Raw genomic sequence first — 19433 nt, forward strand, 5'->3', positions numbered from 1 at the left:
ACGAACATTACAAAAAGCCAAGAGAGCATGCTCCCTTGGCTTTCAATTTATCTATATATACCTTCCTATCCGGTGATCCTTATTCCCAGAAGAAACGACCTGCGAACACTTTTTCCGTCAACAGTTTATACGTTTCTTCAGGCAATTCTTTTTTCATCTTTGCCATAACGGCGTCTTTGCCTTGATTATATTGTGTCGACATGCCAATCTCTGCCGTTGTATTGCTTGCATCCAGACGCATGATTGGGGCTTGAGCATCTTTCGTCCAAGATGTCCATGCCGCTAGATCAGGTGATCCACCCGTACCTGGATTGCCTGTGTACAGGAACTGCTTCAGATATGCTGCCATCGCGGCGGACAACTGATCACGTCCTGGTTTGTTTGTATCGCTAAAGTACCCCTCAGGGAAATAGGCAGCAATTCCGTCTGCGTGTCCTGTATAGAAGTCCATATCCGCACCATGTGGTGCGCCCAGTAACGTGAGCAAACGCTCAGAGATGACCCCAGGTTGTGTGCCCCATGCAAAACGATACGCATATACCGGTGGCTGACCTGCTTCACTGGTCAATTGCTCCGCTACACGCTCTGCATTAAAGCCTGCATAAGCTTCGCTACCATATTTCAACGCAGCAGCATATTGCTCCGCCTTGGTTTTATCGGTAAACAAAGTCTCATCCGTGATGGATGGAGAGAAGTTTGGATCACCGAAGGCAAAACCGGAGAACTCCGTTTCCAGGCTGCCGAGCAATACAGGTACTTTTTTATAATTGCCATTATTGATGGCGTCAAATCCTTCTTTTGGAATCACTGTGCCATCACGGAACAGATGCGGGAATGGGTCCATACGGATTGCGGTTGTACCAAACGCTGTGACCAGCTTGTCCGCAGGCAGTTCACGCAGATAGCTCTCCAGCTGTGCCTGAGATTGCTTGCCAATCCATGCTTTTGCTTCTTCTGCATTAGCCGCTTTCCCCTCTTGCACGAGTAGCTTCACAAGTACATCCTCGGATTTTTGCTCGCCTTCTTCCGGTGATACTGTCGTCAATCCTCCGCTGAAAGCAACTGCTTTTTGATACAATCCTTTGCTAAGTGGCGAGATCAGCGTTGCCAGTACATCACGTGCACCAGCAGATTGTCCGGCCAATGTAACATTGCCTGTATCTCCGCCAAAACCTTCGATATTATCCTGTACCCACTCCAATGCACGGAATGCGTCAAGCAGACCATAGTTACCTGAGTCATCCAGGGCATTCCCTGTTTTCAGCGCTGCATTCTCGAAGAATCCAAGGGCTCCCAAACGGTAATTCACTGAGATGATAATGCTGTTGGTGCTCCGTGCAAGCTGTTCACCTTGAAAATCTTCACCTGATCCGGTCATATTCCCGCCGCCGTGCAGGAACACCATAACCGGAAGTTTCGAACTGATTGTGTCGGGACGCCAGATATTAAGATACAACGAATCTTCGCTTCCCGCTGTAGTCTTGCCGGAGATCTGCAAGCTGTTCGCTGCAAATTCCTTAGCCGATCTCGTTCCTGTCCATGCTGCCGGTTCTTGTGGAGCTTTCCAACGCAGTTCACCAACCGGAGGTGCCGCGTAAGGAACACCGAGCCAGCCGAGCGTGCCATATTGCTCATAGGTCTTGCCATCAATCGCGCCATACTTGGTCTGTTGCACCGTTTGAGGTTGGAACGCTCCAGCTTCTTTATGTTTCAACCAGTTCTGTTCCAAAGTTCCACTGCCATTCTTGAGCTGTATCTGCAAAGCCTGTGCGGTTGCCTCTGCCATCAGGCGATTGGTAAGTTGACTCGCTCCCTTTCCTTGAAGCGCCATGATTCCTTTCCCAGCCGCATAGGTGGAAGCCGCTCCCTGCTCATAATCCATACCTGCTTCATATCCAAGCACCTTCAGCAGCATTTCGGCATAACCTTCCGCTGTAAGTGGTGCATTAGGTTCAAACTTCTCCGTTCCTGTTACGATCTCAGACACATACGGATGCTGCTTCAAGTAACCAACGACCGGTTGTAATACTTTGCCTGCCTGAGCCGCATCGTCATACGTTTCCGATCCCTGATAGGCGAGTGCTTCTTTCTCCAATCCGGACAAACGCAAGTAAAGTACTGCGGCCTGAATGCGTGTAGCCTTTTTGTTCAAATAAGCTGCATTAACGCCTTGACCGCTGCCGCGAATAAGCTCGGATTGGATCAACTTGTCCATCGCTGCTGAAGAAGAAGTTGTTGTGTTCCCTGCTGCATAAGCTGGTAGAGCGGATACACATAACCCCAGAATTGTTGCCACGGCAATCGAACGTTTAATGGTTTTCATGTCATAAATCTCCTCGCTGTCGAATAGTGTGTGATGGGATAAGTTCATTGGAATGTCCATTTGAGTTGCGTATCTAAGAATCAGTATTCCAATGTCTGGATGAGTCTATATCTCTATTTATGAAAAATTAAATCTGCTGCGCTCCTTTCTGCTCGAAATATCTGCTACGGCGCTTGCGGTCATGCCATCAGGCATTTTTTTATATAAAAAAAACCTGAACCGAAGGCAAACAGACATCGCTTTAGCGTGGTCTACTGCCCTCAATTCAGGTTTTGCCTGCAATCAGTAACAACCCTGAGGAATGAGGTTCATTCCATATGAAAATGTAAACGCAATCAATCGTTTGATAACTAAAAAACCAACGAATGAACTGACACAGGTATTGCCCTAAACACGGTTACAATCCTGTTGTTATGGTGATGTTAGCACATAATGTAAGCGTTCGCAATATCTTTTTTTTTATCCATAATCTCACCCATCGTTCTCAGGGTGTTGATGACATCTGGGTCACCGCCCCAGGCTACCGTAATCGTAGGCGCAATTTTCTCATAGGTGCCGATCACTTCCGTGCTTGTATAATCAGGTACGATGATCAGATCTGGCTCTAGATCCGAGACCACTTCTACGTTCCCCGTTCCTGATCCGATATCCGGTACATTAGCCATCTCTTCCGGGTACAGATCCAGTGTTTCCTTGTTGGCACCCGCCGGCTTCATTCCGAGTGGCAACAAATACCCCCCATATGTGATCACAACCGGTTTGGCAGATTGGGCTGGAATCTCAACCGTTCTCCCCGATGCGTCGGTATACATTTTGGTTACAGGCAGTGAAGCATCTTCATTTGCTGTTGACTGTGGATCAGCTCCTCCCCCGCAAGCTGCTAATAGCAGGGATAAACTAAATAATAAACTGACCGCCAAAGTAGGCTTAAAACGAACATTCAAGTCATTCACGCTCCAAGTGTTGTATTGATAATGATTATCGTTATTATCAATATAGCGTTGTGTGAGTTCTCCAGCAATGAACGATTCCGACTTCTTATTAGTACGATTTGAACCTTTAAACAGATGACTGTGCATTTTATATTGAGCAGGAGTTTCTCCCATCATTCGTTTGAAGATTCGGCTAAAGTAGTACAAATCTTTATATCCAACGCTCTCAGCCACATCACGAATCTGAGCCTCTGTCTCTGTTAGCAATACTTTGGCTTGGTTCATCCGGGTTTGGATGACGTATTCCATCGGACTGCAACCGAATTTTCGCTTGAATACCCGTGCCAGATAATGACTGCTGTAATGAAATTGGGCCGCCATATCCTCCATGGACACGGGATGTGCGTAGTGCTCCTGAATGTATGCTGCAATCTGCTCGGCTAATTCTGGAGGATCAGCTACCTGATCACTCGCCTGCTTCCATTGACGAAACTGTTCGTATACAAACTGATACAACAGTCCTGTAACCTGCAACCTGTCCAATTCTTCGCTGCTTGCCCAGCATTCATGCATTCTCTCCATTATGGGAATTAGCAACAGCGGATATGTTGCTGCAAAATAATACTGCTGCGGGGAAAATTCATACTCTTGTTGTACGTTTTCTACTCTCGACGGGTCGGTACCAGTGGAGCTTGGCTGGCGTTTATATAAAATAAGATAATATTCCAAGGGGAGATCCAGACAATGGATATGTATAGTTGTGCCTTTGCCAACATGCAGAACCTGCGTCTGGTTGGACCTGAGCTTTTCTTTACCCAAATGAACAATGGCTTCTCCTCTGACCATCAGCAAAAAAGCATGGGCTGGCAAAACATACGGCTTAATTGCCTGTCCCGGCTTCAAGACCAGATGACGAATGTCCATGAGCTTCACCTGATTTTTATTCCACCACTTAATGGCTTCTGACCATTCTTTCATTACAAACCACCTCAAAGCCGATCATTAGACGAGGGGCATTCCCTAGCCCGATTTTCTCCTTAACATACAAGAGTGGTCCTCATTTTGTCCAGTTCACCTGAATTCCAGCATCCTTCACTAATCGTAAATTTTACATATAGTTAACCCATTTAATACGTTAGTTTAGCAATTGTTGTATACACTTGGTTTGGGATACCAACTATACATATATTCTAGGAGGATGCATTCATGTTAAACCGGTTTAATGTCCGTGCAGCCAAAATGATGCTCGCGGTGACAACAATTGTTACGGCTACACTCGGAGGAAGCAGTGCAGCGTGGGCTGTGGAAGATACCACCTCAACGACATCTGCATCACCGATTAAAAATGTGATTATTCTGATTCCTGACGGTATGGCTAACGATGCTACCGCTCTGGCTCGTTGGTATAAGGGCTCGTCCCTGACACTGGACTCCATGGCAAGCGGCATGGTTCGGACTCACTCCGCCGATGCGCCGATTGCCGACTCAGCTCCTGCCGGAACCGCTTTTGCAACAGGTTATAAATCTCATACCGGATTTGTTGGTGTACTGCCGGACAAGGCTACGATGCCAGGGCAAAAGGCGATTGCGCCTGGAGACGAAAGAAAACCTGTTGCTTCCGTACTGGAAGCATCCAAACTGGCGGGTAAAGCAACTGGCATTGTCGCTACATCCGAGATTATGCACGCCACACCAGCGGATTTCTCCTCTCACTATCCGGACCGTAAAAACTATGATGCACTCAGCAAACAGCAAGTCTACAATGGCATGGATGTTGTGTTGGGTGGAGGTAGCAAATATCTTGAGCCAGCCGGACGTAAAGACGGTGAGAATCTGATTTCGTCCATCAAGGCACTGGGTTACGATTACGTCACTACACCAGCTGCAATGAAAGCATCCGATTCGAACAAGCTATGGGGTATGTTCGCGCCAGCGGGCATGGCTTATAATATGGACCGTGATCCTGCAAAACAGCCAAGCCTTGCCGAGATGACATCCAAAGCCATTGAAGTTCTGTCCAAAGACAAAGACGGCTTTTTCCTGATGGTCGAAGGCAGTAAAGTGGACTGGGCAGCTCACGCCAATGATCCGATTGGCATTATCAGTGACGTGCTGGCTTTTGATGATGCCGTAAAGGTAGCCATGGATTTTGCCAAAGCCGATGGAGAGACTGCCGTTGTGGCTGTTACGGACCATGGTAATGGTGGACTCACCATTGGTAACAACGCAACTTCCGGCACTTATGACAAAGAGCCGTTGTCCACATTTATCGGACCTTTGAAAAAGGCCAAGCTGACAGGCGAGGGCGTTGAAGCGAAGCTGAATGCCAAGCGTACAAACATCAAAGCAGTGATGAAACAATACTATGGCATTACCGATCTGACTTCAGAAGAGATTGCCACCATTAAAGCGGCCGAGCCAGGCAGCCTTAACTATGCAATCGGTCCAATGATCAGCAAACGCGCAGGGATTGGCTGGACAACCGGTGGTCATACAGGTGGAGATGTTGTGCTGTACACGTATGCTCCGAACAATGACCGTCCATTCGGTGTGATTGATAACACGGATGTCGCCAAATATATGGCACGTGTACTGGATCTGGATCTCGACAGCGTGAGCAAACAATTGTTTGTACCTGCCAAACAGGCATTTACAGCCAAAGGCGCGACATACAAACTGGACCTGACGGACGCCAAAAATCCGAAGATCCTCGTTTCAAAAGGTAACACCAAACTGGAACTGCAAATTTACAAAAATATTGCACTGTTAAACGGCAAAAAGACAACTTTGGAGGGTGTCATTGTTTATAACGGTGTAGAGGCATTTGTTCCACAGACGGCCGTTGATCTGATTCAATAATTCGTTAGAATGACCAGAGATTACACCATTTGGCTGCCGAATATTTCGGCAGCTATTTTATTGTTTACTGATAAGGAGTAGGTTCCTGCTAACACCTATCGTATAATGAACGTAACAAAAATACATATGATGCAAGAAAAAGGAGAGATTCACCCATGTTGATCAAATTAAACTGGATCACGCTGAGGGTCAGTAATTTGGAAGCTTCGCTCGGGTTCTATCACGACATGCTCGGACTTACCATTCAGCGCAGATTCGAAAGCCGTGGACGACAGATTGCCATGCTGGGCATGGAAAATGAAGCCAGACTGGAACTGATTGAGGGCAGTGAATCCATTCTTAAACCAGAGGCTGGCGTGTCGATCGGTTATGAGGTGAACTCGCTGGATGAAGCCATGGAACGACTGGCAGAACTGAATATTCCGATTGTGCGTGGCCCCATCCAGCCCAATCCGCATCTGCGGTTTATTTACATTACAGATCCAGATGGCTTTGAGGTGCAACTCGCAGAGCATGTCTAATTAGGCGATTGCGCACAAATGTGCGTATCACAATAACCAGTTGTTAGTGCGTGTTTGCAGTCAACTCAGATGCAAGCTCACACCTACATCGGGCAGCGCAAGCACGTTTTTTGTCTGTTTACAGCTTCATGCGGCGCATCAGCGGCACACCTACGCGATTCAACAACCGATCAAGCAGCAGCCAGCACCAGCGTCTGCCCCATGGAAGGTGGCGCTCATACACAGCCGAATATTCAAAATCCGCCACAGCACCGCGATTGCGCTTGAACTGCGCAGCCCCGGCGCTCTCATGTAACAGATGACCGTTCTCGCGAGCCTGTCCGATCAGACAAGCTGATAACATGCGGTATAGTCCGACGGATTGGGGCACCGCCGTATCGTAACCAAACAGCGGCGTAGTCATGATTCCATTGCGGCAGAAATAGCCCATCACCGCGTCCATGTGCCCCTCCTTTCGCACTCCATAGAGTCTGAGTGTTCCTGATGCCAACGCAGCAGCAATGAACCGCTCAGTAAATTGCGGATTGTGATAGGAGTACTTTTCAAGGTATAACAGCTTGTACAATTCCACAATTCGCGGAATATCTGCATCCGTCATATCTAATTCGGAAACGAATTCGTATCCATGCTTGCCCAATAATTCGTAATCCCGCTTCAACAGCCAACGTGACTTCGAGTTGCCAAAATTCGGATCATGCGCATGGTACAGGTAGATTTGTCGGCTCGGAATTAGTCGACACCCCACTTCCGTTAGCCTCACCGTCAGATCGGGATGAAGTCCAGGGCACAAAGAGCGAAACACAATGACATGTTTAGGGTATCGCTCTTGTACCGCTGTAAGCAAACATTCTGCTTGTTCACCGGACATGGCTGGATACAGATTGGTGGACAACAACCAGTTGTTCACATGCACAACTTTGTTGATTTGCGATTGCTTCATTCCCCAACCTATTAGACTGAGCAGCACAGAAAGACCTTTTTCCAACACAGGCTTCTGCAACATGGTCAATTCCTGCTTGGCGTAACTCACATAATGCGTATATGGCGAACAAACGTAAGCATTATCATACTCTGTATCATTCACCGTCAGCGGAATAACGAGATCATCAATTCGGGCGAGCAACAATGTCGTTTCCACGTTGGACATAAAGCTTTGGGTCCCGTCCAGCATCATAGGTTCCAGATAGACTCTGGCATATCTGCCATCCTCCGTATCGGGCCAGTCCATGTCATTGAACGATTGCTGATCATAAAAACGTACGCGTGCAGCCCTATTATCATTCCTAACCTCATATGTACTGTCATCACAGTCCAATCTATCTTTCATTCCTTTATCCTTCAACCTTCTACTCCCCCATGAGGTTACATCTTCTTTTAACTACTATTTACAGTTTCAGTTCTACGCTCTTCATACTCTACACATCACTGTATAGGAAAAAAATGTCGGCATCAAGCTGTATTCCAGATGAAAAAAGCCCGTTTAGTACGCTAAATACGTACCGACAGGCCCTCAACTATTAATATTAAAGTTTATTCTCAACGGAAGAAGCCTGATGATCCGAGACTAACTCATTCAGGTCTACAATCAGTTGCTCCAATTCTCCAAAGCTCTCTACCATCTTCTGTGTCAGGTTACGTTGTTCTTCCATGCTCGCCAGAATCTCTTCTGTCGCTGCACTGGATTGCTCCGTTACACTCGAAATCTCGGAAACTTCATTCACAACTCTGGTGGAAGATTCCTTCATTGTAGCCGAACTAGTCTCGATATCTGTCGCTTGATTCAACACATGCTGAGAGTTGCTGTTGATCGTACGGAATACTTCTTCTGCTGTATGGACGCTATCTCTTCCTTGTTGTAACGCTAGACGAATACGTTCGAATCGATCTGTCAGTGCCTGCGTCTGTCCTTTTAATCGAGACAGGATGGTTCCGATATCACTTGCGGACTGACCCGAGTTCTCTGCCAACTTGCGAACTTCCTCTGATACAACAGCAAACCCACGTCCATGCTCACCCGCACGAGCGGCTTCAATGGCTGCATTAAGCGCGAGCAGGTTGGTCTGACTCGCAATATCCGCTATGCTGTTCAGCATAAGCGTCATGGATTCACTTTCCTCGTTGAACTTTCGCATGTCACTAGCAGTTGTATTGATCGTTTCATATAGGTCTTGCATTTGGATGTTTAATTGGTCCATCTGTGTGCTTCCTGTTTGTGTGCTCGTTGCCATACTTGCGGACAAGTCTTTCATCTGCTGGGAATACGACGCAACGTCCTTGATATGCTGATCCGACACAGATAAGGATTCCGAAATCTCGGCTACACTGGTCGCCTGGAACTCAACACCTTTTGCAACCTCACTGAACCCAAGCGTCACCTCATTGGTGATAGAGCCGGTCGCATTCACTTTTTCCTTCAATTGATCCGTATAACGTGATAGACCTTCGACCGATTCCTTCACACGCTCCAGCATGGTTTCCACTCTTTGCTTAGAATGCTCCACCTCATTCTGGCGTACTTCACTTTCATGGAAGAGCCTTTGATTCAGCTGGGAGACCAGCATCAGAATGGCCCCCGTGAGAGCGAATAGTCCCACATTAACGATATTGCCTATTAGCTCAACAGAGTCAACGGTATTCATAACAAATAACTGAAGAACACTGTTGACTAGTAATACCGAAAATCCAACCACAAAAAATTTCTTGTTAGGAAATAACAGTAGAACTGCGGTTATAACCAAACTTAAGGCAAAATTGACCGTTCCCCAACCGACATAGACTCCACATATTGTAAGTAATACAGTAATCAGCCATGGAATGAGATGAATATGTTTCTTTTTCGCATTAGCGTATGTAATCCAAACTACAAAGACTAGAGCTACTCCATTGGACACAAGTAACTTCGGCATCGTAAAGGCCAGCCCCATACCAATGGCAATAATAATCCACAAAATGATACCGATTAATTTGTTCCTTTTCCAAATAATTTCGTCCATACGATCCATGCATACCCCGTCCTTTTATGTAGGTTAAATGTAAGTTGTAGGGCCTTTCTGTACTACATCTAGTAGTCTTTGGTCCTGCTTATGTGCAAATCGCAAATACGCAGCGCCTTAGCATAGTACATATTAACTTCATAAGTATGAAACCAGCGCTACTTTATGTATATCGGTATTCAATATTTAAAATGAATATGAAATGTAAAATGATATGTAAGCATATCATTTTACAAATAAAAAAAGGTCTGTCTCATGCGTTATGGCGCACAAGACAGGCCTTTTGGGTCGTGAAAGGATGTGCCGCAGCTCTTACTTTCCGAATACAAGTGTTGTATTGGAGGAGCCTGCATACTTGGTGACGAACTCACGCGCGTAGCTGGCACTTTCTACCTGATAACTGTAATTGGAGCTTGGTCTCCAGTTCGTTTTAGGGGAAGTCGGACTATTAAGCGCTGGTGTACTGCCCGTATCCGTAAACTCACCTTTTCCTTTGTCATCCAGGATGCCGCCCTTTTCAGCACCAGCACCAAAGTAATTGTTTTCGGAATAAATTCGTGCTTTTTCACCAATTGTGATGGCCTGATTAAAGTTATTTGCATAGTTGTTTTTGAGATGGAAGTAACCATATCTTAAAAGTCCAGGACCACGTACATATAAATTTTCAAAATAATTGTTGGACATCGTCACATGAGGTACTCCATTGTAACTGCTGTTACCATCATTCGGATGACCGAGGATGACGCCATACTTATGGTTCGCAAATTTGGAATTGCTAATCGTAATATAATCGGCGCGATCGCCAATATACAGAAGTTTGTCCAGATCACTACCGCCAGAGCTGTAGCTGTGACCAGCAAACGTCACATGATCAATCCAGTAATTGGATCCTGAAGTGATATACATCTGGATATCATCATTGGCATTAATATTGGAAGCGTGTTCAAAAGTCAGATTCTGAAAAATCACATTGCTTGAACTGCTTGTGGATCTGAAATGAATATTCGTTAATGTATGTTTGCCAAAGGAACCTACAAGTGTCTTGTTCGCTCCGAATTCAACCTTTTGCAGCGTGGAGGAAGAAATATTCTGTTCAACGACGACAATCTTGGCTGTAGAGCCCGCCATATGTGTTCTCAAGTCATTGAGATTGCTAACGTAAACCACCTGACCGTTCTTGCCACCTGTCGTAGCTGACTTGGATACACCATTTTCATTCTTGGCACTGCCTGCAAAACCAGTCAACCCGTTCGTACCTGTGTTTGGATAACTGGCCGCACCATATGTAGACGGGGCTGTGGAGACAGTTAACAACAATAGAGTTACAGCGAGTAAAAGCATCGAAAATTTCTTCAAAATTTCACCATCCTTTATAATATTATCCTCAAAGACAACTCGATTATATCGTGTAACTTTGGCTGTGACAATACAAAAATTGCAAAAAGACAACAATTATCATTTTTATGCAACAGCAGATCAGATATAGTGAAAAAACATAAAACCAGGCCATTCGTTCACACAAAATAGAGCCGCTAATTAGCGGCTCTATTAACGAGTACTATGTGATACAACTTGGAACTGGTCTGCCCTCGGATCAGTTCCTAAAGCCTCTGACGAAAACTTATTCGCTTGCGGATAATAATATGTCACGACTTCTGATAGTTGCGGCGGAAGGCGCCAGGTGTGATTCGTTCCAGCTTCTTGAAGATGGCTCCATAATAGCTGGTCGATTCGAAACCGACTTGACGAGCGATATCCTCCATCCCGCGTTGCACATTATCGAGCAGCAGTTCCTTGCTTTTGTTGACTCTTACCTGATTAACATAGCTGATGGGACGAATACCTGTCGTTTTCTTAAACAAATGACAGAAATATTCTGGTGTGACACAGATCAATCCAGCCAGCGTTGGCAAAGTGATCTCTTCAGCATAATGCTGTTCAATATAGTCCAGAACCGGTTTTAATCGCTCATACTGCTGCCCGACCGTATCGCTGCCCTCAACAGATACGCGTTGAATAATCTCTGTCAATAAGGTATAGAGAATGGCGGAGCAGGCGTAATTGCTTAATGTCTGCTCTTGTGGTGTTAAGGCAGCTTGCAGCAACTCCCGCATTCGGGATAGAAGGTATTCAGGTTGTGCAAGCGTGTATACGCATGTGTCGACAATGCCAACGGTTTCAAACAAGCTTGCTGTCCCGTTGCCATCGAAAATGATCCAGTCGACTTCCCAACTGCCGGATAGCGCATAGTATTCGTGCTTCTGTCCAGGGAATAACAGCATGCCCATACCTGGCTTAACAATATGTTCCGTTTCACTGAGCTTGAGCTTACCCACACCGCTGCGGCATTGTATCCACTGATAATCCTCAATGCCTTGGTCTCGGCGGATATGCTCCTGTTCATGATGCAGGCCGATGCCAAGTAAAAAAAAAGGGAGCAGCTTGTCTCGGGAAGATAACACCGGAAAATTACGATTGGGATGAGGCATACGGCTAACTCTCCTAATCTTAATATTGTTATATCATATTAATTATTTAAGATATTCACTCGAATTAATATAACATATAATCGCAATATATTGATAAATAAAGGAGATCACAGGATGACAATTAAGATCGGAATTGATTATTATCCAGAGCAATGGACCCCGGAGTTATGGGAGAAAGATGCCATACTTATGCAACAGACAGGGGTTGCAGTTGTGCGAATGGCGGAGTTCGCCTGGAGCCGAATGGAACCGACTGAGGGGAATTATCAGTTTGAATGGCTGGATGCGGCTATAGAAGTATTCGCTTCGCGTGGTATGGAAATTGTGTTATGCACTCCCACCAATACCCCGCCAAACTGGATGACAACCCGTTATCCGGATGTGCTACCCATGGATGAACAACGCCACATCATTCGGCCAGGTGTGCGTGGACATCGTTGCAACAACAGCCCTTCCTTGAGAATGCTGGGCTCCAAATTTGTGGAAGCGATATCACAGCGCTACGGTAAGCATCCCGCCGTTATTGGCTGGCAAATCGATAACGAGATGCACTACCAGGAATGCCATTGTGATACATGTAATCGTTCGTTTGTCGCTTGGCTGCAAAAGCGTTATTCCAATCTGGAGGAGTTGAACCGGGAGTGGGGTACGGTCGTCTGGAGTGGTGAGTACAGCAGCTGGGCTGAGGTAACAACGCCACTCGGTGCCAGCAAACCGATGAATCCTTCCTATCTTCTGGAGTACAAGCGATTTTGTTCTGACAGCGTAGGCTATCTGCTGGGATGGCAGCTTGAGATTTTACGCCGTAACTGTCCAGGCCAATTTGTGACGCATAACATGTGGCAATATCCGAATAGCCTGGACTATTATGATATGCACAACGAATTGGACTTCGTCTCTGTTGATTATTATCCGAATGAGCTGTATCGCGATTATGGCGATCGGTTTCCGAGGAACGGAGCGCTTACGCTGGACTTGGTTCGCGGCATCAAACGCCGGAATTTCTGGGTAATGGAACAACTCAGCGGGGCACAGGGCGCCTGGATGCCGATTCAGCGCACGCCCTATCCTGGACTGATCCGAGCTCGCTCCTGGCAGACAATCGCTCGCGGTGCGGATATGGTTGTCCATTTCCGCTGGCGGAGTGCTACCGTCGGAGCGGAACAGTTCTGGCATGGGCTGATCGACCACAGCAATGTTTCTGGACGCAGGTTCAGGGAGTTCGCGGAGCTTACTCGCGAGGTGAACCAGTTAGGAGAACTCTTGGCCGACTCAACCATTGTTACCCAGGTTGCTATTCTGCATTCGCATGATCAGCACACAGCGCTTTCCCTTCAGCCGCAGGCGGAAGGGGGAATGCACTACTTAGACAACTTGTCCTCTATGCATAATGCATTTCTGAAAATGGGCGTCGGTACAGACGTTATCAACTGGACTGAGGAGCTCGATGGGTACAAGCTGGTCATTGTCCCTTCCCTCTTCCTGTTAAGTGAAGAAGTAGCACAGCGGCTGGAACGATTCGCAGCCAAGGGTGGTACGGTTGTCCTTACCAATCGGACTGGCGTGAAGAACATGAGGAATGTATGTGAGATGCTGCCTCTGCCGGGGCTACTGGGTGAAGCGGCGGGTGTTGTCGTAAGTGAATATGATGCCATCGGCAACAGTGAGCATCGGATACGGAACGCGGAGGGCAAGACTTTCGCTGCGAAGCAATGGTGTGATCTACTGGAACTGCGAGGTGCAGAGCCGATCGCCTGGTTTGACAACGACTTTTACGAGGGTGTACCGGCGGTTACTATCAATAAGTTTGGTGAAGGTGAAGTGTATTATGTCGGCACTTGGCCGGAGCCATCGTATTTCTATCAGTTGTTTGAAGGCATATTGAAGGAAAAGGATTTGGCGCCCAAAATCCAGTTGCCGGAAGGTGTCGAGCTGTCGATTCGAACGAAGGGGGAGCAAAACTTCCTGTTTCTGATCAATTTGACGAATGAGCAACGAGAGATTACGCTGGACGTTCCTTATCGCAGCTTGTTGACCAGCGAGAGGTTGGATCAGAAGTTGACCCTTCCAGCTCTGGGAGTAGATATTTTAACTGTATAAGATCAGCCGTTTTCATATTTAAAAAGGGATGTCTCACAAGGCTTACGACCTTGAGGGACATCCCTTCTTTGCTTTCACTAACACCTAATCTGAATAAGAGTATTGCCAGTTAGTTCATCTTATTTGATTTTGATTTCCAGTTCATCATTCTTGGCTTCCTGCAAATCATCATAGACCTTACCAGTTTTCCCACGAAGTTTTAATACCATCGATTCCGGATTGTCCAGCAGATTGCTGCTGAAAGTATACATCATTCCATCTTCCGATCCGCTTCCAAATATCGTGGATAAGTTGGTCTGCTTCCCGTCTTTAGAGGTGGTTACAATCTCGATAGGCTGAACGACCTCACTGATCAGCAACTTCGTTTTGTAATCGATCTCTTGATCCGGCTCATAAACAAGCCTAACCCGAGTTACAAGAGGAGATACCTCAACTTCGGACAACATGACCTCATAACCTCCAACGGTAAAGGTCCGATTAACGTTGATGATTTCCGTTTTGGGGATAGAGAATTTGGGATCCAGTGCAAAAGAAAGATTCATTTTTTTGGAATATTTATATTTCCGTTCCTTTTCCCCTTTTTCTGAATTTCCCACCACATCTGGAACAACGGAAGAAAGCTGGAACTGAAGATTCACTTGCTCAGGGAGCGGTTTATTTCGATTACGCTCAATTGTATTCCGGCCATAAATGGTATGCTTATCCTTCGAAAAATGCATACCTCCTATATTTCCGTTATCAAGGACATAACCTGTTCTTGCATCCGTCATCTTGGTATTGACTATCGAATAAATCTCTTGCGAAGCATCCGTTCTGGCGGTATACAATACCGTTATCCTGTTCTCATCTGCCAGAACCGCATTCACGGTAAACTGATATATGCCCGATGTAACCGTCCGATCCACGAGTTGCACATAATCATGATTTAGCGTTGAAGTAATCGTGGCACTATCCATATCCGAAGTTAGCAGGCCACGAAAGGGCTCTAGTACACCCCAATGGGTGACAGGCTCAGTATATGTTGCCGGTTGTTGCCCATAGTTTCCAAGCGGGCCCGTAAGAAACCAACCTGCAGCAAGGACCGTGACCAGCACTGCCGTAATCCATTTGACACGAACGATCCTACCTGATCGTCTTGTTCTGGCCTTTGCGATACCACGTTGAATCGCAGCAGTCGTGTCCGCCGGATTCCACTGCTGTTTCTCTCTTTTCACCTGATATGCGTCTGCAAGAAGTGCTTTCTCCTCCGGGTTAGTGGTCATGCCAATCCCTCCTGTTCTTCATCAACTTGCGCAACTGCTGGAGTCCCTTGTGCTGCCAGGTCTTGATCGTCCCTTCTGGTTTGCCAAGGATCGAGGCAATATCCGTCAGTGTCATGTCGTTATAATATTTCAGCAGTAGTACATGGCGATATTTCGGTTTCACCTTTTGCAAAAGAGATTCCATAGCGATTCGATTATCGTCAACACTAATCATCCAAGATGCCGGAATGCTGTCCTCCATATCCTCCTTCGCCAGAGGTGTCGCCCGCTTGCGGCGCCTCTGTTCATCGATGCAGACATAGATGAGAATCCGAATGATCCACGACTTGAACGCCTTCTCATTATTCAGCGTACGACGTTTGATCCAAGCCCGGCACGTCATCTCCTGCACAGCTTCCAGCGCATCTTGCCGGTTACGCAGGTAGCTATAGGCAATAGAAATGAGCGTATCTTGATGTTCCATAATGGATTGCACAAATGCCGTCTCGTCTTCGGTCTGCACATAGATCCTCTGGTTTATCTCTGCTTTTGTTTCCACCCCGCATCCCTCCTTCTCTCTCTTTCTGTGGTATAAGACGGGTGAGTGAAGCAAACGGTTTTTATTCATCAAAAAAAGCTCCGCCATCATCATGAGGGAGCTTGATTACATAGCACTTCGGCCGCCTGTATACTGAATTACGCACAAGCATGAACAATTCAAGATCAACTAACTTACAAATTGCCGGTGACTTCGATCCCGTCGGCCAATTGCAGATGGTTTCTCACCCAAGCTATGAACCGATTCAAAAAAATCCGTAATTCAGGCTCTGCAACCACCTGTTGATCCAGCTCTGATAAAATCCCCACCCACACTTCCTTCGTAATCGGATTATCCCAGCAGGGATCAAGTACCTTCATCTCTTCTCCAGTTCGCGGGTCAGTTAAGGGAAATACACGATCCAATGCAGGACAAATATAGTCAAAGTCTTCATTATATATGAACAGCATGTCTTCCATCTCTACTTCAACCGATTCTTCTATGTATAAAGGGGATAAAACAAAACCCACATTCCGCTGTGGACCTTGATACTGATATATGAGCGCAGGAATTGTTCTCTTTGATTTTTTAGCCATATGCTCCTCCTGTTTCAGGCAAATCTTCTACCCATCAGAGTTCAAACCAGATTAAACCACCATCAACCCGCCTGGTTTCTTGCTCCATCTGATGCATCCAGCTCCGCGCCTCTTCACCCCAGATATGAAACAAACAGTAGATATACGAATCCCCATCGACAATCTCTTCTAACCCGGAAGCTTTTTCTATCCACACTTCAAGGGCTCTAGGCCAGGAAGGATCTTCACGTTTCAATACAAAGCCGTTGGCTTGGTGTTCCAAACTATACACTTCGGTAAATTTTAATGAAATTGTCAAACGCTTCACGACTTCAGGTAAAATCGCAGGCTCCGTTGCTCTAATCCCATATTCCCAGCCCATATGTACAACCTCCTTCAGACTTCGTTCGCTCCAGATTGTTGCTTTTGTTCATGCATTTGATGGATCGAACGATTCAACCACAACTCGTACCAGTCCAGAAAATGTAATCGATTCGTATTGCCCCAATACTGATCAGGATAGATTCCATTGCGGTTAGCCCGGTCATCAACCCAGATCTCTCCGTAGGAGGCTCCCTTAACAATCAGATTCATGGAGATGCCACAGCCAAAATCACTGATGCGCAGCATGCCTGCCGACCATTTTGGATCAAAATATTCATGTTCCAGCGCTTCCCATTCCTCTTCTTCCTTGCTATCATCGAACCAGTCATAGTTCCAGTTCCATGCTTCCGTGAATTGGAAAGGGTCCGAGATCGCGTTCAGCTCATCATTATAACCCAGCACAGCGTATACGCCGTCATCCGGGTTTTCCAGACCATAATAAGGTCCTGTACCACCCGTTCCCATATGAAGAAGCCATACCTTATAGTCCTCCGGCAACTCAATTCGCCATTTCTGTTCAAATTGCGTAATATCCTCCTGCGTCCATACAGGTGCCATTTCATATTCATGGTTTTCTGCACCAAACAGCTCCAGATCCGGGTCCAGACTTCGGAGAGTGATCAACTTTTCACGCATACGCTCCAGTTGCACTTTGTACATGGCTTCCCTACCTCCCTTCTTTACTCTGTTACGTTTGTTCGACGGGGTACCCGCGTTGCTGCAACTCACCCAGTGTGGCTGCCACATCTCGCTCAGGACACAACTGCTTAATCAGTCTGGCGGTCACCGGTTTTCCTTCATATACTTCAGCTACGGCTTCCAACGGCAGATCCGGCAAGTCATAGTACCCTTTGGCCCAATCAGCGTAATCATCCGAGTTTTTTTCCAAATATCCCAGCAAAAATTCTGCGCCACCTCTGGCGTCCACTTTGTCTTCCTCGGCCATCGCCAGCTGAATCCAGTTACCAACCTTCCATGGCAAGTCGTTCCCTTCCTGCCATAGGCAAAAGGTCACATCCTCCAGATCCAATGTTTCCTCCTGATCTCGCAGTACAGCCATCAAGGCCTCCGGCACTTCATCGTACATGCCCGGATAGATTTCTCCGTCCTCACGAGCATGTGGGCTCAAGGGTGACTCATGATCAAATCCTTTGATCAACGTGCCTGAGTTCGTAAACAAGACATGCAGATGATCACCTGCGCCGTTATTGATGTTTCCCCATGCCAGACCTGGCTGAATTTTATCTTCATAATGATGAACGCGTAGCCATTCTTCCTCCGAAAAAATGATATCCAAAGCAGCGAGTATTCTCATCCGTTTACGCAGGGCATCTGCATTCATCATCGTTATCTCGTTCCATTCCTGCATATGAATCCCTCCTGTTCGTATATGTACACTATATCCGGATTAATTCATCCAGCGTGTTATTTCCCTGAATACTTGGTGTCATGACAATGGTGATCCGACTGGCTTCTCTGGAGACGATACACGCATAATTTCCCGGCTTTAACTGAAACAGAACCCCTTCACACGTCTCATCCGGCTCCAATTCACCGCCAGTGACATCATCCGCCGCTCCCAGATAGTGCCCAGACGGAACTTGCAGATGATACACCTTTTCCCGTTCCGCTGCGTGATCTGGATCTGAATCCTCCTCCACATCCTCCAGGCTCCATTCCACCTCATACACTCCATCCGCACCCAGATTCAAGAACAGACAATGACCTGCATTCACCTCAGCCAGCTCATCCACTGGAATGGACCACCAGTCCGAAGTATCCTCAAGCCGATGTTTTAACGCTGCCAGATCATACAGGCACAATGTTGCCGTATCTGTAACCATTTGAAATGTTCCTCTCATATTCACCCGTCCCTTCTGTCTGATCCAAGTCTGACCTCAGAAATATATTCCATCATTATATCAAGCCTGATACACGTGTAAAAGGAACCCACGGACCATCTCTGCTTGCGCAACTCTTCATTTCTCGCTCCAAATGGTCGATATAAGCATAACTGACTTTTTTTGAACCTGATGGAGGAAGCCAAGCCATGTCAATTAACAATAGAAAAGAACCCTTTCGATACACATTGAAGGAACCGATCCACTTTGAGATCTATATTCTCAGCATCAACGGGGTTAACGCACCAGCCAAGCCCATTCAGGCTGAACTCTGTGACATCAGTCGATCCGGCTGTCAGCTGTCATTTCCGCTATCCCTTCCTGTAGAGAATAACGATATTCGGATTGGAATGAATATGCTGCTTTTTGAAGACCCTCTATATATGGAAGGCACTCTCCGCTGGGGTCAAGAAAAAAATACCTCATGGCACTATGGGGTTCAACTCGAAATGCAGGATGGGAACCAGGACCGTCTCTCTAGAGAGATGCGAATGCTTGCAGGACAAGGCAAAATCATTGTGAAATAGTTAAATAGCCTTAAAACCTGTAACAAAAACAAAAAAACAGCCCAATCAAA

The 19433-nt window shown here is 46.5% G+C and carries 17 protein-coding genes; 4 read left to right on the plus strand and 13 right to left on the minus strand.

The window, feature by feature from the left end; translation table 11 throughout:
* Nucleotides 1–79: 79 nt before the first annotated feature.
* Nucleotides 80–2323, minus strand: a complete 2244-nt coding sequence (locus tag MHH25_RS22140; protein ID WP_340018075.1) for a carboxylesterase family protein — start codon at nt 2321–2323, stop codon at nt 80–82.
* A 422-nt stretch (nt 2324–2745) separates the two neighbouring features.
* The gene (locus MHH25_RS22145; protein WP_340018076.1) at nt 2746–4233 is read right to left on the minus strand and encodes an AraC family transcriptional regulator; all 1488 of its coding nucleotides are present in this window, start codon (nt 4231–4233) and stop codon (nt 2746–2748) included.
* 228 nt (nt 4234–4461) lie between these two features.
* Here MHH25_RS22145 and MHH25_RS22150 point away from each other — a divergent pair, with 228 nt between their 5' ends.
* Nucleotides 4462–6114 (plus strand): alkaline phosphatase, encoded by a 1653-nt coding sequence (locus tag MHH25_RS22150; protein WP_340018077.1) that lies wholly within the window; start codon nt 4462–4464, stop codon nt 6112–6114.
* 155 nt (nt 6115–6269) lie between these two features.
* Nucleotides 6270–6635 carry a VOC family protein gene (locus MHH25_RS22155; RefSeq protein WP_076318779.1) on the plus strand — a complete coding sequence of 122 codons (366 nt, stop codon included), beginning with the start codon at nt 6270–6272 and terminating at the stop codon, nt 6633–6635.
* A gap of 118 nt (nt 6636–6753) precedes the next feature.
* Here MHH25_RS22155 and MHH25_RS22160 read toward each other — a convergent pair whose 3' ends face one another.
* The 4 genes from MHH25_RS22160 to MHH25_RS22175 form a co-directional block, all read right to left on the minus strand.
* Nucleotides 6754–7962, minus strand: a complete 1209-nt coding sequence (locus MHH25_RS22160; protein WP_340018079.1) for a GNAT family N-acetyltransferase — start codon at nt 7960–7962, stop codon at nt 6754–6756.
* A gap of 196 nt (nt 7963–8158) precedes the next feature.
* Nucleotides 8159–9637 carry a methyl-accepting chemotaxis protein gene (locus MHH25_RS22165; protein ID WP_340018080.1) on the minus strand — a complete coding sequence of 493 codons (1479 nt, stop codon included), beginning with the start codon at nt 9635–9637 and terminating at the stop codon, nt 8159–8161.
* A gap of 303 nt (nt 9638–9940) precedes the next feature.
* The gene (locus MHH25_RS22170; RefSeq protein WP_235200863.1) at nt 9941–10969 is read right to left on the minus strand and encodes a pectate lyase; all 1029 of its coding nucleotides are present in this window, start codon (nt 10967–10969) and stop codon (nt 9941–9943) included.
* Nucleotides 10970–11274: 305 nt separating this feature from the next.
* Nucleotides 11275–12117, minus strand: coding sequence for an AraC family transcriptional regulator (locus tag MHH25_RS22175; protein ID WP_340018081.1), 843 nt, complete (start codon nt 12115–12117; stop codon nt 11275–11277).
* Nucleotides 12118–12231: 114 nt separating this feature from the next.
* On the opposite strand from MHH25_RS22175, the gene MHH25_RS22180 reads away from it, so the two are divergent.
* Entirely contained in the window at nt 12232–14217 is a 1986-nt protein-coding gene (locus tag MHH25_RS22180; protein WP_340018082.1) for a beta-galactosidase, read from the plus strand.
* Nucleotides 14218–14336: 119 nt separating this feature from the next.
* Here MHH25_RS22180 and MHH25_RS22185 read toward each other — a convergent pair whose 3' ends face one another.
* The 7 genes from MHH25_RS22185 to MHH25_RS22215 all read right to left on the minus strand — a co-directional run bounded on the left by MHH25_RS22185 (nt 14337) and on the right by MHH25_RS22215 (nt 18817).
* Nucleotides 14337–15479, minus strand: coding sequence for a DUF4179 domain-containing protein (locus MHH25_RS22185; protein ID WP_340018084.1), 1143 nt, complete (start codon nt 15477–15479; stop codon nt 14337–14339).
* The gene (locus MHH25_RS22190) at nt 15469–16017 is read right to left on the minus strand and encodes a sigma-70 family RNA polymerase sigma factor (protein ID WP_235431599.1); all 549 of its coding nucleotides are present in this window, start codon (nt 16015–16017) and stop codon (nt 15469–15471) included. The genes MHH25_RS22185 and MHH25_RS22190 overlap by 11 nt, the downstream gene beginning before the upstream one ends.
* A 173-nt stretch (nt 16018–16190) precedes the next feature.
* Entirely contained in the window at nt 16191–16592 is a 402-nt protein-coding gene (locus MHH25_RS22195) for a hypothetical protein (protein WP_340018086.1), read from the minus strand.
* Between the two features lie 34 nt (nt 16593–16626).
* The gene (locus MHH25_RS22200) at nt 16627–16953 is read right to left on the minus strand and encodes a hypothetical protein (protein ID WP_340018088.1); all 327 of its coding nucleotides are present in this window, start codon (nt 16951–16953) and stop codon (nt 16627–16629) included.
* Between the two features lie 14 nt (nt 16954–16967).
* A complete protein-coding gene (locus MHH25_RS22205) occupies nt 16968–17615 on the minus strand; it encodes an SMI1/KNR4 family protein (protein WP_340018089.1) in 648 nt (215 codons plus the stop codon).
* A gap of 28 nt (nt 17616–17643) precedes the next feature.
* Nucleotides 17644–18324 carry a hypothetical protein gene (locus MHH25_RS22210; RefSeq protein WP_340018090.1) on the minus strand — a complete coding sequence of 227 codons (681 nt, stop codon included), beginning with the start codon at nt 18322–18324 and terminating at the stop codon, nt 17644–17646.
* Nucleotides 18325–18352: 28 nt separating this feature from the next.
* Nucleotides 18353–18817 (minus strand): DUF6386 family protein, encoded by a 465-nt coding sequence (locus tag MHH25_RS22215; RefSeq protein ID WP_340018091.1) that lies wholly within the window; start codon nt 18815–18817, stop codon nt 18353–18355.
* A 188-nt stretch (nt 18818–19005) separates the two neighbouring features.
* On the opposite strand from MHH25_RS22215, the gene MHH25_RS22220 reads away from it, so the two are divergent.
* The gene (locus tag MHH25_RS22220; RefSeq protein ID WP_036617371.1) at nt 19006–19383 is read left to right on the plus strand and encodes a PilZ domain-containing protein; all 378 of its coding nucleotides are present in this window, start codon (nt 19006–19008) and stop codon (nt 19381–19383) included.
* The last annotated feature ends 50 nt before the right edge of the window (nt 19384–19433 follow it).

The organism is Paenibacillus sp. FSL H3-0457, assembly GCF_037981725.1.
Lineage (GTDB): Bacteria > Bacillota > Bacilli > Paenibacillales > Paenibacillaceae > Paenibacillus > Paenibacillus amylolyticus.

Bases quoted from the DNA above. Each gene is read 5' to 3' on its own strand.
- MHH25_RS22170 (WP_235200863.1), bottom strand. From the start codon at position 10,969: ATGCTTTTACTCGCTGTAACTCTATTGTTGTTAACTGTCTCCACAGCC.
- MHH25_RS22215 (WP_340018091.1), bottom strand. From the start codon at position 18,817: ATGAGAGGAACATTTCAAATGGTTACAGATACGGCAACATTGTGCCTG.
- MHH25_RS22205 (WP_340018089.1), bottom strand. From the start codon at position 17,615: ATGTACAAAGTGCAACTGGAGCGTATGCGTGAAAAGTTGATCACTCTC.
- MHH25_RS22180 (WP_340018082.1), top strand. From the start codon at position 12,232: ATGACAATTAAGATCGGAATTGATTATTATCCAGAGCAATGGACCCCG.
- MHH25_RS22150 (WP_340018077.1), top strand. From the start codon at position 4,462: ATGTTAAACCGGTTTAATGTCCGTGCAGCCAAAATGATGCTCGCGGTG.
- MHH25_RS22145 (WP_340018076.1), bottom strand. From the start codon at position 4,233: ATGAAAGAATGGTCAGAAGCCATTAAGTGGTGGAATAAAAATCAGGTG.
- MHH25_RS22155 (WP_076318779.1), top strand. From the start codon at position 6,270: ATGTTGATCAAATTAAACTGGATCACGCTGAGGGTCAGTAATTTGGAA.
- MHH25_RS22185 (WP_340018084.1), bottom strand. From the start codon at position 15,479: ATGACCACTAACCCGGAGGAGAAAGCACTTCTTGCAGACGCATATCAG.
- MHH25_RS22165 (WP_340018080.1), bottom strand. From the start codon at position 9,637: ATGGATCGTATGGACGAAATTATTTGGAAAAGGAACAAATTAATCGGT.
- MHH25_RS22200 (WP_340018088.1), bottom strand. From the start codon at position 16,953: ATGGGCTGGGAATATGGGATTAGAGCAACGGAGCCTGCGATTTTACCT.
- MHH25_RS22195 (WP_340018086.1), bottom strand. From the start codon at position 16,592: ATGGCTAAAAAATCAAAGAGAACAATTCCTGCGCTCATATATCAGTAT.
- MHH25_RS22175 (WP_340018081.1), bottom strand. From the start codon at position 12,117: ATGCCTCATCCCAATCGTAATTTTCCGGTGTTATCTTCCCGAGACAAG.
- MHH25_RS22140 (WP_340018075.1), bottom strand. From the start codon at position 2,323: ATGAAAACCATTAAACGTTCGATTGCCGTGGCAACAATTCTGGGGTTA.
- MHH25_RS22220 (WP_036617371.1), top strand. From the start codon at position 19,006: ATGTCAATTAACAATAGAAAAGAACCCTTTCGATACACATTGAAGGAA.
- MHH25_RS22160 (WP_340018079.1), bottom strand. From the start codon at position 7,962: ATGAAAGATAGATTGGACTGTGATGACAGTACATATGAGGTTAGGAAT.
- MHH25_RS22210 (WP_340018090.1), bottom strand. From the start codon at position 18,324: ATGCAGGAATGGAACGAGATAACGATGATGAATGCAGATGCCCTGCGT.